The sequence below is a fragment of the Vibrio brasiliensis LMG 20546 genome, from assembly GCF_000189255.1.
Classification (GTDB): Bacteria; Pseudomonadota; Gammaproteobacteria; order Enterobacterales; family Vibrionaceae; genus Vibrio; species Vibrio brasiliensis.
In genome coordinates, this window is the sequence record NZ_AEVS01000015.1 from 39,433 (window position 1) to 56,232 (window position 16,800).

Consider the following 16,800-nt stretch of genomic DNA (forward strand, 5'->3'; position numbering starts at 1 on the left):
AATTAGAACGCTGCGCTTCGAGAACGGACTTCGTCCTACGAGAATTTAGAACGGGCTGCGCCCTTCGAGAGGTGCACGTTATAGATGCTGAGTAGGTATCTGATACAGAGTTTATTGTTAGGGACTTACGTCCAAAATCCAGAAAAAAAGGTTGACGCTTTCACGTCAACCTTCCAAGATTTTCTCGCTTCTCGCTTCTCGCTTCTCGCTTCTCGCTTCTCGCTTCTCGCTTCTCGCTTCTCGCTTCTCGCTTCTCGCTTCTCGCTTCTCGCTTCTCGCTTCTCGCTTCTCGCTACAACATATCCACCGCTTTCGCGACAGCTGCAACGAGTCTCTCGACATCTTCAGCTGTGTTGTAGGCGGCAAATGAGGCGCGGATGGTGCCTTTTACACCCAGAGCGTCCATTAGCGGGTGAGCACAGTGATTCCCGGCTCTGACGGCGATGCCTTGCTGATCGAGTAGGGTAGCAACATCCTGATGGTGAACACCTTCAATGATAAATGACAGCACTGATGAGTTAGGCTGAAAACCCAGGATGCGAACGTCATCCAGTTGCTCTAATCCGGCCTTAGCTTGATTAACTAAGGAGTGGATGTGATCTTCAAGTGATTGATGATCCAATCCTTGATACCACTGAATTGCCGTGGATAGCGCAATAGCACCGGCAACGTTTGGGGTGCCAGCTTCGAACTTACCAGGAAGCTCACTAAAGGTAGTGCCATCAAAAGAGACTTTCTCTACCATCTTGCCGCCACCGTGCCACGGAGGCATGGCTTCGAGGATCGCTTGCTTACCGTAAAGCACGCCAATTCCCGCAGGAGCAAAGATCTTATGTCCAGAGAAAACATAGAAGTCGGCATCTAACTGCGCAACATCAACGGATTCATGAACAATACCTTGTGCACCATCAACGACCACAACCGCTCCGGCTTGATGAGCGCGAGCTATAACCTCTTCAATCGGTTGGCGAGTGCCAGTGACATTAGTGATATGAGCCAGGGCGACGATCTTGCTCTTATCCGACAGTAAAGTTTCAAAAGCGTTAAGATCAAACTGGCATTGATCTGTCATCGGGATCTTAACTACTTTAGCGCCAGTTTGCTGCGCGACGATCTGCCAGGGAACAATATTAGCGTGGTGTTCCATTTCACTAACCAAAATTTCATCACCAGGCTGCAAGATGTTTCGGGCATAGGTCTGTGCGATCAGGTTAAGTGCTTCTGTCGCTCCGCGTGTCCAGATGATCTCTTTGCTTGAGTGAGCACCGATAAATTGCGCCACTGTCTCACGTGCACTTTCAAACTCGCTGGTGGCTTTCGCTGTCAGGCTATGGCTACCACGGTGAACATTGGCATTCTGTTGACCGTAGTAGTGGGAAATCGAATCGATGACGCATTGAGGTTTTTGTGTCGTTGCAGCGCTATCAAGATAGACCAGTCTCTGATCGTTGACTTGCTGTTTCAGCGCTGGAAACTGTGCAGCGACGCACTGGGCATCAAACATCACTCGTCACCTAGTTTGTGGTATTGAAGGGTAGGAATTGTCACCATAGGCTCGGCAACAGTCCATGCGTGAGCTTTTCCTGATAAGTTAATAATCACTTCCATAGCAAACTCAAGAGCGGTACCCGGCCCCTGACTGGTCAACAGGTTATGGTTGACGTCATAGGTCACACGTTTAACACGCCAGTTTTTGGCCGGGATATGGCTTTCAAAACTTGGGTGACAAGTCATTAGCGCTTCTGGGTAAAGGCCGTGATGAGCGAGTACTAAAGCAGGTGCAGCACAGATAGCAGCAACGAGTTTGCCTTCATACATCTGTTGGCGAACGATTTCGACCAGTACAGTGCTGTCACGGAAAGTTTCAGAACCCTGAACGCCACCGGGCAGAATAACGGCATCAAATTCATCATCAGCAATATCAACCAGTTTACAGTCGGCAGTCAGAGTCACACCGCGCGATGCTTTCATCGTAAGTTGACCATCGAAATCGGCACTGGCGACAACGGTTTGGTAGCCAGCTCTGACCATCATATCGATAATGGTTACGGCTTCCATTTCTTCTGTGCCAGGGGCGATAGGGACGAGGACTTTCTTTGTCATTGTTGGTTCCAACCTTGTTCGATGTTTTTGACTGCTTGGTAGAGAGCGCTATTTACAGGGGTTGCAATGCCGTGGCTTTGCGCCCTTTCGATTAAGTACCCCGTGATAAAGTCTATCTCGCTTTGGCGCTGATGGACAATATCCTGATTCATTGACGATAAGTTGCTCGCTGTAGCTTGGATCACTTTAGCGACAGAGCTCGCCAGCTGTGCGCTGCTGGTACTCATTCCTTCAGCTTGCATTACTTGTGCAACCTCTTCGACGACAGATTGCAAGGTGGTCGCATATTGCTCTTCTGCCAGCGCTCCGTTAGCAACTTGCTCAATCGCTGTAAGCGGATTGATTGCGCAGTTAATGGCTAGTTTATTCCACAAGGCGCTAAGAATATCCGGATTCCACTTTACTTGCGGCAGGCTATGCTGAAACACTTCGGCGACAAATGAACAGCGTTTACCCGCGTCATTGTATCCGCCTATCTCAGTCATCCCCTGGCCTGTATGGAGAACTGTACCCTGTGACGCTCTCAGTGCGCCGTGAGTGGTTGTTGCGACCATCAGGGGATTGTTCGGCATTAACTGCGAAACCAGCTCAGCAGTACCCATGCCGTTATGCATCAGTACAATCATGGTTTCACTGCAAATGTTATCAACCAGAGTTTGCAGGCTTGATGCGACTTGCGGGGCCTTTAAGGTCACTAAAATAAGGTCTGCTTTATCAAGAGAGTCGTGGGAGTTATTGTCAAAGCTGACCGGTTGGTTCTGTTCTAATTGGATCGATACTATTGGACTGGTTTGTCGAGACCAAACTGAGACCGAGTGTCCGGCAGTGTGCAAATGAGATGCCCAAAGAGAGCCAATAGCGCCGGGGCCGAGAACTACAATATTCATCTGTTCGCAAGTCGGTGGGTTTGGCAGAGAGGATAAAACTATATAGAAAGAAAGCAAATAAAAATGGCACCCTAAGGTGCCATTTCGAATGCTTTACTTATGAGTTCTATTAGAACTTGTAAGTTACTGCTAGGTAGTGACCTACGCCAGAAGATTCTGCTTTCTGACTTGGGTTCCAAGGAAGGCCTTCGTTGTCTGCAAAACCGTAAACATCATTGTATAGTTTCAGGCCGTAACCAACTGCAAAGCGATCTGAGTGCCAGTAGATACCGTTAAACATTGCACCACCAGTGCTTGATGTAGCGTATCCTTTGTCTTTATCCATACCAAATTGGAAATCGATGTAACCTTGGTAAGAGATGAATGAACCGTTTTCGAAGAAGTGGAAAGGTTTAAACCAGTTAGTCGAAATTTGGTAACCGTTCCAGTCTTTCTTGTTTGAATCGTATGTACCGTATAGGTTCAAGCCTACTTTACCGAACCAAGGCAGTTCTACATCAGAACCTAAACCGATTTTTTGCGTGTTCACACCAGGGCTACCATCGATACAGCCAGTAGCGTCACAGTTAGTTGCGCCACCGCCACCCCACTCCATGATAGAAGCAACGTAAAGTTCTTTTACAGGACCGAATGATAAATCTTTGCCTGTCAGCCCGTCTAGAGACATACGAGGAGCGAACTTCATGAAGATTTTTTCTGATTTAGCTTTGTCGCTACCAGACTCTGAAGTTAGGTTGAAAACATCAACATAGCCGTAAAGGTCGAAGATTCCTGAGCGGCCACCGAATTCCATTTCTAGGTAATCGTGAGTTGATTCAGATACACCTTTTTCATTGAATGCACCCATTAGGTTAAATTGCATCCATTTGTAATCGTTCTTGTGAATGTCGCCGTCTGAATAGTCAGCAGCCATTGCAGGTGCAGACATTGCTGCTACAACACCTAGAGCTAAAAGTGATTTACGCATAGTGGGAACTCTCTATGTTTGTTAATTTAAATATTCATTGGATATTTACTTAGTTGCACAATCTTAGTCGCGCTTTATGGAACCGAATAATAGCGATAAAAATCTCAAAAGCCATGTGCAACCGATGTAAAAAAACATAAAACGAGTGATCTAAATCTCATTAACAAGCAAAAATTATCATTGTTACGGAACTTTCATTCCATTGCATAAAAAATGATTCAGGTATCGATTACGCAAGCGTTCACCCAAAATTTTATGTCTATCAAGCATTCAACACATTCGGTTACTGATCCCTTTAATGGCCTGTAACGTAACTGTTAACAGAAACGTTAGGAGTGATTTTATATGGCCGAAATAATGCTTTTCCCTCTTAGTTCAATAGTGCTTCCGGAAGGTAAAATGCGGCTAAGGATCTTTGAGTCAAGATATAAACGACTCGTCTCACAAGCGATGAAGGCAGATGGAACATTCGGCATTTGTATGTATGAACAACCATCGCAAGCCGGTTTGGATGAGCTATCGAAAATCGGTACTCTGGCCAAAGTTGTAGATTTTGAGTCTCTCGACGATGGTTTGCTTGGTATCACGGTCGCAGGGGTTAAGAAATTTGAGATAGAGCGAGTAAGAGTAGAATATGATGGTCTTCGCTACGCAAAAGTGAATTGGTTACCAAACTGGCAAGTATCACAGGTTGATGAGGCAACTGAATCCGTTGCGCGTCATTTAGCTAGAGTCTATCAGCGCTTCCCTGAGGTCGGTGACCTGTATGAGCAAAAGTTCTTAGATGACCAGAGCTGGGTAAGTCAACGGTGGCTGGAGATTTTGCCGTTGTCCAAATTGCAGTTTGACAGTCTCGCAGCTCAGAGCGACTGTTCAGAGGCGGTAACGTTTTTAAATCAAGCGCTATTTAATTCTACACCAGAGTGATCTTTTTTATAGACCATACTTATAAAGTGAACAGGGATTCCGATAAAGGATATCGAAATGGCCAATGCAGACACCCAAGCTTTTACAAAAGCAGATTGGGCTCAGTGTATGGAAGGGGTAAAACAGCAAGATAAAAAATCTTTTGCTCTGGTTTTTACTCACTTCTCTCCACGATTAAAACAGTTCGCCTACCGACACATGGGCAACGAACAGATAGCGATGGAAATCGTACAGGAAGCGATGGCGACCGTATGGCAGAAGAGTGCCTTGTTTGACGGCAGCAAAAGTTCGCTTTCAACTTGGATTTACACCATAGCCCGTAACCTCTGTTTTGATACCTTACGCAAGCAGAAAGGCAGAGAGGCACACATACACTCGGAAGACATCTGGCCTAATGACTATTGTCCGCCAGACATGGTTGAGCATTACTCGCCCGAGACCGAACTTTTAAAGAAACAAGTTGTGAAGTACTTAGACCTGTTACCAGAACCTCAGCGTAAAGTCGTTCAGGCGGTGTACTTAGAGGAGTTACCGCACCAGCAGGTGGCTGACATGTTTGATATTCCGCTAGGTACCGTCAAGTCTCGGCTACGTCTTGCGGTAGAGAAACTTCGATCATCGATAGAGGCAGATACATTATGAGTTACCATCCACAAGCATCCGTATTGCAGGCTTACGCACAAGGTGCGCTGGATGATGTGAGTGCTTTTACGATTGCTACCCACATCGAAACCTGCCCAGAATGTCGTCGCCAGGTTACTCTGTTCGAGCAGCAGTGTGGCGAAGAGTTATTAAATAGTGATATAGGCGTCGATGATGATTTTGATTCGATGTTCGATCAAATCGTCGCGCTGGAACAAAACAGTGATCCCTTCAGAGCACCACGAATGCCGACCTTTGTTGAGGTTAATGGTAAGTCGTTTCGTCTACCATTATCACTGTCCCGGTTCCGCGATTGTATCGGAGAGTGGCGAAGTTACGGTGGCAAAGTGTACAGTGCCGCGATCGATATTTCTCCAAATGCACGTGTCAACCTGATGTATATCGCAGAGAATGTAACCATTCCTCAGCATACCCATAAAGGCACAGAATCCACTTTGGTGCTTCATGGTGGCTTTAGTGACGAGGATGGCCATTATGGTGTAGGCGACTTCTTATATAAAGATGCCTCGGTGAAGCACAGCCCTTTTACCAAGCAGGGTGAAGATTGCTTGTGCCTCACGGTTCTCACCCAGCCGATGATCTTCACTCAAGGTGTTGCGCGAGTCTTTAACCTATTTGGCAAGGGGATGTATCCTTAAAGGATACGATTTAAGGAGACAAAAAAGGCTTGGTTTATGACCAAGCCTTTGTTTTTATTATTGAGCAGTGCTTTGCTGCTCTGTCTGTTGAGCATCCCTTCGCTGCGCCCGATTGAGCATATCGGTGAAATAGTGACGCAATGAATAGAGCATGATCAGACTAGGAATTACCATCAGCGCGGTAAGAATGAAGAACATTGACCAGTCGTTGAGGTAGTCAACCAGTTCGCCAGAGAATGACGCTAGCGTGGTTCGACCGAAGTTACCCAGTGAAGCAAGTAACGCATACTGAGTCGCAGAGAATGCCTGACCAGTGACCACGGTTAAGAACGAGACAAAGGCAACGGTAGAGAAAGCGGAAGTAAAGTTATCAACCACTAACGTTGCGAGGAAAAGTTGCTCGCTAGGGCCAACTTTAGCAATCCAGGCAAACATCAGGTTGCTTGATGCCATCGCTATACCACCAATCATCAGGCCACGTACGATACCAAATTTGACGTTAACCATACTACCAACCAGTGTGAAGAGGATGGTTAGACCCCAACCAATCAGTTTCGAATAGTAGCCAATCTGTTCGTTAGTAAAGCCAACTTCTTTATAGAAGGTGATCGACATACGGCCGAGGAAGGCTTCACCAATCTTAAATAGGAACACAAACAGTAACAGTGTCAGTGCTACTCTAAAGCCATTACTTCTGAAGAAGTCTAGGAAAGGTTCAACTACTGTTACCGTAATCCAGGCTATGATTCGATTACCCACGACCTTGCTATGACGCTGTTCAGCTTGAGCCTGGAGCTCTTCACGCTTAGTTTTTGGTTCACCAACTAACAAGGTAAATACCATCAACAGACCGACAATTGCAGCCATACCGTAGTAAACCCCATTCCAGCCAATAGAGTCGGCATTAATGAACGCCAGATAACCTGGTACAGAATACCCCGTCCACCAACCGATAACAGCCATAGCTGAAGCTTGCGGTAGTTTAGAAGGTTCTGATTTAGGGAAGGTATCGATACGGTAGGCGTCAATCGCGATATCCTGAGTCGCTGATGAGAGAGCGATGCCTAAAGCTAACATGGATGTCATCATTAGGTTTTGTGAAGGGTCGACTCCGGCAATAAACAGCGTACAAACCAGTACAACCGATTGACATAAGAAGATCCAACTTCTGCGTTGGCCGAGCATTGCATGTAATAGTGGGATACGAACTCGGTCTACTAAAGGCGCCCAAAGAAAGTTAATTGCATAAACTGCAAAAACACTACCAAAATAGCCGATAGCTGCGCGGGTTAATCCTGCATCCTTGAGCCAGCCGGACATATTAGAGCCGATAAGAACCCAAGGGAAACCGCTGGAACAGCCCAGCATGAACACCCACATTAGGCGCCTGTCCATATAGCTGCGAATCGTCTCTAGCCAAGAGATGGAAGGAGAGTCAGAAGACATACACAAATCCTTGTTTGAGTGTTTGGTCTGGGAGAAAAACAGAAGGCTCTAACAAAGTAGAGCCTTATATTATTATTTGATAAGAGTGGCTTTAGTTATGATGATGGGCTCGACTGGCACATCACGGTAACGACCTTTTGTTGTCGTTGGTTTGCGAGCCATGGTCTGAATAACATCAAACCCTTGGGTCACTTTGCCGAAAACAGCGTAACCAGGTGGGCGCTGGTCATAATCTAAGAAACCATTATCTTTATAGTTGATGAAAAACTGTCTGGTTGCTGAGTGTGGATTGTTAGTACGCGCCATAGCAATGGTCGCAGTATCGTTTTTCAACCCGTTAGACGCTTCATTCTTGATAGGAGAGTATGTCGGTAGTGGTTGCATGCTCTTGTCAAAACCACCGCCCTGAGCCATAAAACCAGGGATAACGCGATGGAACTGAGAGCCGACGTAACTGCCGTCTTTTACGTATTTAAGAAAGTTAGCCACCGTTAGTGGTGCTTTGCTTTCATTGAGCTCGACGGTAAAAGAGCCGAGTGTGGTTTCAAACTCTACCTTCGGACCCGCAAGTGCAAGTGAGCTTACCAATGCGAGTGAGGCAACGGCCATCTTCAACATTAGAATCGCTCCTGCATGTAGTTTTGAAGTTCACGGTCATTGGCAACTTCTTGAAGGACCAGGTTAATCACATCGTTAAGAACCAGTTCAATTTCTTCGTTTGATGCACTCAGAGCGCCAGTACGTTTAGCGGTACCTGTGTAAGTTTTTACAAGTTTACCTTGAGGGGTCTCAGCAGTAATTTCGACGACTACTTTACCGTCCATCTCGTTTTCCATCACTGTGTGCTTAACAGTAACTAACGCTTCCTGGACTTCAATCTCTACTGAGTTCTCGCTGTTCACTGTGCTGCGGAAACCCTGAGACTGAAACTGTTCTAGTAGTGCATTCTCAATAGAGATGCGTACATTCTGTTTCGAATGGATTGGCTCGATGTTTGAGCGACCACTGTCTACCAGTGCGACATACTGTGCTGAGCGCACATCTTTACTGGTTAGCGTAAATGCAGCGTCTTGGACAAGATCGCTATTGCTCAGGACCGCCTTTGGCATAAAGTTGATCTGCTCTTGCTGCGGAGCTGAACACGCAGTGAGTAATACCATTGACGCGGCTAGAACCAGTTTTCTCATTGTAATTTCCTTTCTTTGTAACTCTGCGAGCTTACTCAAACGTAGTAGAGATAATAGTGGACTATTTAGTCGCTTGTAAAATAACAAATTTCTTGTTGGCTGCGACAACTTTTACGTTTGACTTGCCAAATAGCCTAGATAGCTTTCCATCGTAGCCGAGGTGACGGTTACCGATAACTAATAATTGCCCACCGACACTAAGAATTTGCTTTGCATCACAGAACATCTGCCAGGCAATATGATCGGTGATAGCTTGTTGCTGATGAAATGGCGGGTTACACATCACCATATCAACGTCTGTAGCAGGCATTCCATCCAAGCAGTTATTAGCGATACATTCAATATCTCGCTCGCTGCCCAGATTGCTAATCAGGTTTTGTCGTGCTGATTCAACTGCCATAAAACTTTCATCAATACAGGTCAGTTTGATATCAGGATTTAGCTGGCCCATTTTTATCGATAGCACACCGTTGCCGCAGCCCAGGTCAAGAACATGCTTGATGCCGGGATTGGTTGGCAAGTGCTCAAGCATAAAACGTGCACCGAGATCTAAGCTTTCACCTGAATAGACATTTGGCAAATTGTTGAGAGTAATATTCTCTTTATCTACAGACCATTGTGTATTTGGCGACACTTGATTGATTGTAGTGCTGTTGGCTGAGCTAAATACGAGTCGGTGCTTTTTCCACGCTAGTGAGGTTTTGGTTTCACCCAAATGTTTTTCGAACAACTTCAGTGTTGAGGTATGGATCTCTTTGGCTTTGTTGACGGCAATAACTGGTACCGTATCTTTAAGCGCACAGCGAAGCTGACTGAGTTGCCAAACAAGGTGTCGATTACTTTTAGGTAATTGAATTAAAACTAAATCCACGTCAGATGGAACATCATCCATAGTCGTGATCATGTTGACGTCAGGGCAGTGGTTGCGTTGTAAGTTGGCTTGTGTGCCTTGATGAGAGATGTAAGAGTCACTCATCATTGTGATGCGGTGTTTTTCGCTAAACCAGCAACTTAGCGCACCGAAGTTATCATTAATGATAAGAATATGCTGGTTGGACTCTAGACCCATCTCCTCAACATGGTTGATTAGGTATTCATCACCTGCATCCCAGGCCTGAAGAGTTTCGTTATTTCTCTTAGGGTAACGGAATAAAGAAAGGGTACGCTCATGCAGCGAAAGCTCAGTAATCATAATTACAACGCAAGTTATCTGTCATAATTGAATTGTCGCAAAACCGTGCGGTTGTGGAAACTAAAACCTTTAGCTTTACGCTTAAGGCGATTATTATCTAACCCAATTTGTTGTTTAAGTTTGATGGTGAAGCGTAATGCTGCAAGAAATAATAGAAAAAAAACTCACAGAGACCTTTGCTCCCACTCACCTAAAGGTGATCAACGAAAGTTACATGCACAATGTAGCGCCTGGCTCTGAGAGTCACTTTAAAGTCGTTATTGTTAGTGAAAATTTTGCCGGATTGAGATTGATCGCTCGTCACCGTCAAGTGAATCAGGCTCTGGCAGATGAGCTAGCTAACCACATTCACGCGTTATCAATGCACACCTATACTGAGCAAGAGTGGCAGGAGCACAACCAGATTGCGCCAGATAGCCCTATGTGCATGGGTGGTGACAAATAAAGTCGATTAAAGGGGCAGCTTAGCTGTCCTTTTTATTAGTACCAAAGAGGTATTGTTAACAACATAGAAACAAATAAATGCAATAGTTAGTTTTAAATAAGATTGTTTCACGATGTGAATGATTGATGCCATTGCTCGGCGTGTGGCTATTGCTGTTTGTGCGATGGCTCAAAGTTATGACTATTCCTTAGCCTTTTAAACTCAATTCCTTCGAAATATCTACTTTATTCCCTGCATTGGTCATGGCATCAACTTCCCAAAAGATGCTAGACTATCGCACCTGATAAATCTCGCCAATTTCTTGTGACGAGGTTTTTAATAGGATGTTGCGATTTTGGTGTTTTAAACAGCACCGAAACCGGACACTAGTGTCGTGTCTAAAAGTTACGCAATCAAAGAATCTTTTTCCCGATAAAAGTAGTGCAAGTGCGTATGATTACAATAAAGAAGGGTTTGGACCTTCCTATCGCAGGAACTCCTACCCAGGTGATTAATGATGGTAAGACCATCAAAAAAGTCGCCTTGCTTGGCGAAGAGTACGTCGGCATGCGTCCTACTATGCATGTCCGCGTAGGCGATGAAGTAAAGAAAGCTCAAGTTCTTTTTGAAGATAAGAAGAACCCAGGTGTTAAATTTACTTCACCAGCAGCTGGTAAAGTGATCGAGATTAACCGTGGCGCTAAGCGTGTACTTCAATCTGTTGTGATTGAAGTTGCAGGCGAAGAGCAGGTGACGTTCGATAAGTTTGAAGCTGACCAACTAGCAGGTCTTGACCGTGAAGCGGTTAAAACTCAGCTTGTTGATTCAGGTCTTTGGACAGCTTTACGTACTCGTCCGTTCAGCAAGGTTCCTGCAATCGAATCTTCTACTAAGGCTATCTTCGTAACTGCTATGGATACTAATCCTCTAGCAGCCCAGCCTGAGTTGATCATTAATGAACAGAAAGAAGCGTTCGTTGCCGGTTTAGATCTGCTTTCAACACTGACTGATGGCAAGGTTTACGTATGTAAATCTGGCACAAGTCTTCCTCGTTCTTCTCAGTCTAATGTTGAAGAGCATGTATTTGATGGCCCTCACCCAGCTGGTCTAGCTGGCACCCACATGCATTTCCTATACCCAGTAAATGCAGAAAATGTGGCGTGGAGTATCAACTACCAAGACGTTATCGCGTTTGGTAAGTTGTTCTTAACTGGTGAACTTTACACTGACCGTGTTATCTCTCTGGCTGGCCCAGTAGTGAATAACCCTCGTCTAGTTCGTACAACTATTGGTGCAAACCTAAATGACGTTACGGACAGCGAGTTAATGCCAGGTGAAGTTCGTGTGATTTCTGGTTCAGTACTAACTGGTACACATGCAACTGGTCCTCACGCTTACCTAGGTCGTTACCACGTACAGGTTTCTGTATTACGTGAAGGCCGTGAGAAGGAACTGTTTGGCTGGGCTATGCCTGGTAAGAACAAGTTCTCTATAACTCGCTCATTCCTTGGTCATATCTTTAAGGGTCAGTTGTTCAACATGACAACTACCACTAACGGTTCTGACCGTTCAATGGTCCCTATCGGCAACTACGAACGTATAATGCCTTTAGATATGGAACCTACTTTGCTACTTCGTGACCTATGTGCTGGTGACACTGATAGTGCGCAAGCTCTTGGTGCTCTAGAACTAGACGAAGAAGACTTAGCATTGTGTACCTTTGTTTGTCCTGGTAAGTACGAGTACGGTGAACTACTTCGTGAATGCCTAGATCAAATTGAGAAGGAAGGGTAATTTTCATGGCTCTTAAAAAGTTTCTTGAAGACATCGAGCATCACTTTGAGCCTGGTGGTAAACACGAGAAGTGGTTTGCCCTGTACGAAGCTGTAGCAACAGTTTTCTACACACCAGGTCTTATTACAAAGAAAAGCTCGCACGTTCGTGATAGCGTTGATCTAAAACGTATCATGATCATGGTTTGGTTCGCGGTATTCCCAGCAATGTTCTGGGGTATGTACAACGCGGGTGGCCAAGCTCTAGCAGCACTTAACCATATGTATGCTGGCGAACAGCTAGCTGCAGTAGTGGCAGGTAACTGGCATTACTGGCTGACAGAGATGTTAGGCGGCACCATTGCCCCTGATGCGGGTGTCGGCAGCAAGATGATCTTAGGTGCGACTTACTTCCTACCTATCTACGCAACGGTATTTATCGTTGGTGGTTTCTGGGAAGTACTGTTCTGTATGGTGCGTAAGCACGAAGTTAACGAAGGTTTCTTTGTTACTTCTATCCTGTTTGCACTTATCGTTCCACCAACGCTACCTCTATGGCAAGCAGCGCTAGGTATTACCTTCGGTGTTGTTGTTGCTAAAGAGATCTTCGGTGGTACAGGTCGTAACTTCCTTAACCCAGCACTTGCTGGCCGTGCTTTCCTATTCTTCGCTTACCCAGCGCAAATCTCGGGTGACGTAGTTTGGACTGCAGCTGACGGCTTCTCTGGTGCAACGGCTCTTAGCCAATGGGCACAAGGTGGTAACGGTGCACTAGTGAATACAGTAACTGGCGCTCCTATCACTTGGATGGATGCATTCATCGGTAACATTCCTGGTTCAATTGGTGAAGTTTCAACACTGGCACTTATGATTGGCGCTGCGATGATCGTTTACATGCGAATCGCTTCTTGGCGCATCATTGCAGGTGTAATGATCGGTATGATTGCAACAGCAACGCTGTTCAACGTGATCGGTTCTGACACTAACCCAATGTTCAACATGCCATGGCACTGGCACCTGGTTCTTGGTGGCTTTGCATTCGGTATGTTCTTTATGGCAACAGACCCAGTATCAGCTTCATTTACCAACAAAGGTAAGTGGTGGTACGGCGCACTAATCGGCGTGATGTGTGTACTGATTCGTGTAGTTAACCCAGCGTACCCAGAAGGTATGATGCTGGCTATTCTATTCGCGAACCTGTTTGCACCTCTGTTCGACCATGTAGTTATCGAGAAGAACATCAAGCGGAGACAAGCACGCTATGGCAAGTAATAACGACAGCATTAAAAAGACGCTGGGTGTTGTTATCGGGTTGAGCCTTGTTTGTTCAATCATCGTATCAACAGCAGCGGTTGGTCTACGTGACCAGCAAAAAGCTAACGCTGTACTGGATAAGCAAACTAAGATCGTTGAAGTTGCTGGCATTGACGCTGAAGGTAAGAAAGTTCCTGAGCTATTTGCACAGTACATTGAACCACGTCTAGTTGACTTCAATACAGGTGACTTCCTTGACGGTGACGCAGCAACTTACGACCAACGTAAAGCTGCTAAAGATCCTGCTGAATCTATCAAGCTAACGGCTGAAGAAGATAAAGCTAAGATCCTACGTCGTGCAAACACTGGTGTTGTATACCTAGTTAAACAAGGCGATGACGTATCAAAGATCATCCTTCCTGTACACGGTACTGGTCTATGGTCAATGATGTACGCTTTCGTTGCAGTTGAAACTGACGGTAACACTGTGTCAGGTATCACTTACTACGAGCAGGGTGAAACTCCTGGACTTGGTGGTGAAGTTGAGAACCCGACATGGCGTGCTCAGTGGGTTGGCAAGAAACTGTTCGATGAAAACCACAAGCCTGCAATCAAGATTGTTAAAGGTGGCGCTCCGCAAGGTTCTGAGCATGGTATCGACGGTCTTTCTGGTGCAACACTAACTGGTAACGGTGTTCAAGGCACATTTGATTTCTGGTTAGGCGATATGGGCTTTGGTCCATTCCTAGCAAAAGTTCGTGACGGAGGTCTGAACTAATGTCTAGCGCACAAAACATTAAAAAGAGCATCTTAGCGCCAGTATTGGATAACAACCCAATCGCGCTACAGGTTCTTGGTGTATGTTCTGCTCTTGCAGTAACAACTAAACTAGAGACTGCATTCGTTATGACTCTAGCGGTTATCTTCGTAACTGCGCTGTCTAACTTCTGTGTATCTCTAATCCGTAACCACATTCCTAACAGTGTGCGTATCATCGTTCAGATGGCGATCATCGCATCTCTAGTAATCGTGGTAGACCAAGTGCTAAAAGCTTACCTATACGATATCTCTAAGCAGCTATCTGTATTCGTAGGTCTGATCATCACGAACTGTATCGTAATGGGTCGTGCTGAAGCATTCGCAATGAAGTCTGCGCCACTACCATCTCTAATCGACGGTATTGGTAACGGTCTTGGTTACGGTTTCGTTCTTATCACTGTTGGTTTCTTCCGTGAACTGTTTGGCTCAGGCAAACTGTTCGGCATGGAAGTACTTCCTCTAGTGAGCAACGGTGGTTGGTACCAGCCAAACGGTCTGATGCTACTAGCACCGTCTGCATTCTTCCTAATCGGCTTCCTAATCTGGGCAATCCGTATTCTGAAACCAGAACAAGTAGAAGCGAAGGAGTAAGGACGTCATGGAACATTACATTAGTCTGTTAGTTAAATCGATTTTCATCGAAAACATGGCTCTGTCTTTCTTCTTAGGTATGTGTACATTCCTTGCAGTATCTAAGAAAGTTAAGACCTCATTTGGTCTGGGTGTAGCGGTAGTAGTAGTACTAACCATCGCTGTTCCAGTAAACAACCTAGTTTACAACCTGGTACTAAAAGAGAACGCTTTAGTTGAAGGTGTTGATCTTAGCTTCCTAAACTTCATCACCTTTATCGGTGTAATCGCGGCACTTGTACAGATTCTAGAAATGGTTCTAGACCGCTTCTTCCCACCTCTGTACAACGCACTAGGCATCTTCCTACCGCTGATCACAGTAAACTGTGCAATCTTCGGTGGTGTATCTTTCATGGTACAGCGTGACTACAACTTTGCTGAATCTGTTGTTTACGGTTTCGGTTCTGGTGTGGGCTGGATGTTAGCTATCGTCGCTCTTGCAGGTATCCGTGAGAAGATGAAGTACTCTGACGTACCTCCTGGTCTACGTGGTCTTGGTATCACGTTCATCACTGTAGGTCTTATGGCGTTAGGCTTTATGTCTTTCTCTGGTGTTCAACTGTAAGTCGGGTAAACCGCAACAATTAAGGAATAGTCAATGGACATTATTCTTGGTGTAGTGATGTTTACTCTGATCGTACTTGCGCTAGTACTAGTGATTCTTTTCGCTAAGTCTAAGCTTGTACCAACAGGTGACATTACAATTTCTGTGAACGGTGACGACTCGCTTGCTATCGTTACACAACCGGGCGGTAAGCTTCTGAGTGCTCTAGCTGGTGCTGGCGTATTCGTATCTTCTGCTTGTGGTGGCGGTGGCTCTTGTGGTCAGTGTCGCGTAAAAGTTAAATCAGGCGGTGGCGATATTCTACCTACTGAGCTTGACCACATTACTAAAGGTGAAGCTCGTGAAGGTGAACGTCTAGCGTGTCAGGTTGCAATGAAAACTGACATGGACATCGAACTTCCTGAAGAGATCTTCGGCGTTAAGAAGTGGGAATGTTCTGTTATCTCTAACGATAACAAAGCGACATTCATCAAAGAGCTTAAGCTACAAATCCCAGATGGCGAATCAGTACCTTTCCGTGCTGGTGGTTACATCCAGATTGAAGCTCCTGCTCACCACGTTAAATACGCTGACTTCGATGTACCAGAAGAGTACCGTGAAGATTGGGACAAGTTTAACCTGTTCCGCTACGAGTCTAAGGTAAGTGAAGAGACGATCCGCGCTTACTCAATGGCTAACTACCCTGAAGAAGAAGGCATTATTATGCTAAACGTGCGTATCGCTACGCCGCCGCCTAATAATCCTGACGTACCACCTGGTATCATGTCTTCGTTTATCTGGTCTCTTAAAGAGGGCGACAAGTGTACTATTTCTGGTCCATTTGGTGAGTTCTTCGCGAAAGACACAGACAACGAGATGGTATTCGTTGGTGGTGGTGCGGGTATGGCGCCAATGCGTTCGCACATCTTTGACCAACTTAAGCGTCTTAAATCAACGCGTAAGATGTCTTTCTGGTACGGTGCTCGTTCTAAGCGTGAAATGTTCTACGTAGAAGATTTCGACGGCCTACAAGCAGAAAACGACAACTTCGTGTGGCACTGTGCACTGTCTGACCCAATGCCAGAAGATAACTGGGATGGTTACACAGGCTTCATCCACAACGTACTGTACGAAAACTACCTGAAGGATCACGAAGCTCCTGAAGATTGTGAGTACTACATGTGTGGTCCACCGATGATGAACGCTGCTGTTATCGGCATGCTGAAAGATCTCGGTGTAGAAGATGAAAACATTCTTCTAGATGACTTCGGTGGTTAATCTACCTAAGTAGTTGTAATTTATGGCTGGCTCAATCGAGCCAGCCATTGTTGTTTTAGAGTGGTAATA

The 16,800-nt window shown here is 45.6% G+C and carries 18 protein-coding genes; 10 read left to right on the plus strand and 8 right to left on the minus strand.

The features are described 5' to 3' along the window. Positions 1–292 precede the first annotated feature (292 nt). The 4 genes from csdA to RH46_RS03290 all read right to left on the minus strand — a co-directional run bounded on the left by csdA (position 293) and on the right by RH46_RS03290 (position 3,957). A complete protein-coding gene (csdA, locus tag RH46_RS03275; protein WP_006877984.1) occupies positions 293–1,504 on the minus strand; it encodes a cysteine desulfurase CsdA in 1,212 nt (403 codons plus the stop codon). After that, positions 1,504–2,103 carry a DJ-1 family glyoxalase III gene (locus tag RH46_RS03280; protein ID WP_006877985.1) on the minus strand — a complete coding sequence of 200 codons (600 nt, stop codon included), beginning with the start codon at positions 2,101–2,103 and terminating at the stop codon, positions 1,504–1,506. Before RH46_RS03280 ends, csdA begins: the two co-directional genes overlap by 1 nt. Then, on the minus strand, positions 2,100–2,990 hold the full coding sequence (panE, locus tag RH46_RS03285) for a 2-dehydropantoate 2-reductase (protein ID WP_006877986.1): 891 nt from the start codon (positions 2,988–2,990) through the stop codon (positions 2,100–2,102). Before panE ends, RH46_RS03280 begins: the two co-directional genes overlap by 4 nt. Before the next feature lie 109 nt (positions 2,991–3,099). Further along, a complete protein-coding gene (locus tag RH46_RS03290; protein WP_006877987.1) occupies positions 3,100–3,957 on the minus strand; it encodes a nucleoside-specific channel-forming Tsx family protein in 858 nt (285 codons plus the stop codon). A gap of 345 nt (positions 3,958–4,302) precedes the next feature. On the opposite strand from RH46_RS03290, the gene RH46_RS03295 reads away from it, so the two are divergent. The 3 genes from RH46_RS03295 to RH46_RS03305 are packed head-to-tail and all read left to right on the plus strand — an operon-like array spanning position 4,303 to position 6,185. After that, positions 4,303–4,884 (plus strand): LON peptidase substrate-binding domain-containing protein, encoded by a 582-nt coding sequence (locus tag RH46_RS03295; RefSeq protein ID WP_006877988.1) that lies wholly within the window; start codon positions 4,303–4,305, stop codon positions 4,882–4,884. 57 nt (positions 4,885–4,941) lie between these two features. Further along, complete coding sequence (locus RH46_RS03300; protein ID WP_006877989.1) at positions 4,942–5,526, plus strand: sigma-70 family RNA polymerase sigma factor; 585 nt, start codon at positions 4,942–4,944, stop codon at positions 5,524–5,526. Continuing rightward, on the plus strand, positions 5,523–6,185 hold the full coding sequence (locus RH46_RS03305; RefSeq protein ID WP_006877990.1) for a ChrR family anti-sigma-E factor: 663 nt from the start codon (positions 5,523–5,525) through the stop codon (positions 6,183–6,185). The genes RH46_RS03300 and RH46_RS03305 overlap by 4 nt, the downstream gene beginning before the upstream one ends. A gap of 57 nt (positions 6,186–6,242) precedes the next feature. On the opposite strand, the gene RH46_RS03310 is transcribed toward RH46_RS03305, so the two are convergent. The 4 genes from RH46_RS03310 to RH46_RS03325 form a co-directional block, all read right to left on the minus strand. Next, on the minus strand, positions 6,243–7,631 hold the full coding sequence (locus tag RH46_RS03310) for an AmpG family muropeptide MFS transporter (protein WP_006877991.1): 1,389 nt from the start codon (positions 7,629–7,631) through the stop codon (positions 6,243–6,245). 72 nt (positions 7,632–7,703) lie between these two features. Beyond that, positions 7,704–8,249, minus strand: coding sequence for a peptidylprolyl isomerase (locus RH46_RS03315; RefSeq protein ID WP_006877992.1), 546 nt, complete (start codon positions 8,247–8,249; stop codon positions 7,704–7,706). Further along, the gene (locus RH46_RS03320) at positions 8,249–8,818 is read right to left on the minus strand and encodes a YajG family lipoprotein (RefSeq protein ID WP_006877993.1); all 570 of its coding nucleotides are present in this window, start codon (positions 8,816–8,818) and stop codon (positions 8,249–8,251) included. Before RH46_RS03320 ends, RH46_RS03315 begins: the two co-directional genes overlap by 1 nt. 61 nt (positions 8,819–8,879) lie before the next feature. Then, positions 8,880–10,010, minus strand: coding sequence for a methyltransferase (locus tag RH46_RS03325; protein ID WP_006877994.1), 1,131 nt, complete (start codon positions 10,008–10,010; stop codon positions 8,880–8,882). A 136-nt stretch (positions 10,011–10,146) separates the two neighbouring features. Here RH46_RS03325 and RH46_RS03330 point away from each other — a divergent pair, with 136 nt between their 5' ends. The 7 genes from RH46_RS03330 (at position 10,147) to nqrF (ending at position 16,731) form a co-directional block, all read left to right on the plus strand. Next, on the plus strand, positions 10,147–10,455 hold the full coding sequence (locus RH46_RS03330) for a BolA family protein (RefSeq protein WP_006877995.1): 309 nt from the start codon (positions 10,147–10,149) through the stop codon (positions 10,453–10,455). A 432-nt stretch (positions 10,456–10,887) separates the two neighbouring features. Continuing rightward, positions 10,888–12,228 (plus strand): Na(+)-translocating NADH-quinone reductase subunit A, encoded by a 1,341-nt coding sequence (locus RH46_RS03335; RefSeq protein WP_006877996.1) that lies wholly within the window; start codon positions 10,888–10,890, stop codon positions 12,226–12,228. 5 nt (positions 12,229–12,233) lie between these two features. Next, entirely contained in the window at positions 12,234–13,478 is a 1,245-nt protein-coding gene (locus RH46_RS03340) for an NADH:ubiquinone reductase (Na(+)-transporting) subunit B (RefSeq protein ID WP_006877997.1), read from the plus strand. After that, positions 13,468–14,238 carry a Na(+)-translocating NADH-quinone reductase subunit C gene (locus RH46_RS03345; protein WP_006877998.1) on the plus strand — a complete coding sequence of 257 codons (771 nt, stop codon included), beginning with the start codon at positions 13,468–13,470 and terminating at the stop codon, positions 14,236–14,238. The genes RH46_RS03340 and RH46_RS03345 overlap by 11 nt, the downstream gene beginning before the upstream one ends. Further along, positions 14,238–14,870, plus strand: coding sequence for an NADH:ubiquinone reductase (Na(+)-transporting) subunit D (locus tag RH46_RS03350; protein ID WP_005473461.1), 633 nt, complete (start codon positions 14,238–14,240; stop codon positions 14,868–14,870). The genes RH46_RS03345 and RH46_RS03350 overlap by 1 nt, the downstream gene beginning before the upstream one ends. Before the next feature lie 7 nt (positions 14,871–14,877). Further along, complete coding sequence (gene nqrE / locus RH46_RS03355; protein WP_005436652.1) at positions 14,878–15,474, plus strand: NADH:ubiquinone reductase (Na(+)-transporting) subunit E; 597 nt, start codon at positions 14,878–14,880, stop codon at positions 15,472–15,474. A gap of 33 nt (positions 15,475–15,507) precedes the next feature. After that, on the plus strand, positions 15,508–16,731 hold the full coding sequence (gene nqrF, locus RH46_RS03360) for an NADH:ubiquinone reductase (Na(+)-transporting) subunit F (protein WP_006877999.1): 1,224 nt from the start codon (positions 15,508–15,510) through the stop codon (positions 16,729–16,731). Positions 16,732–16,800: the final 69 nt, after the last annotated feature.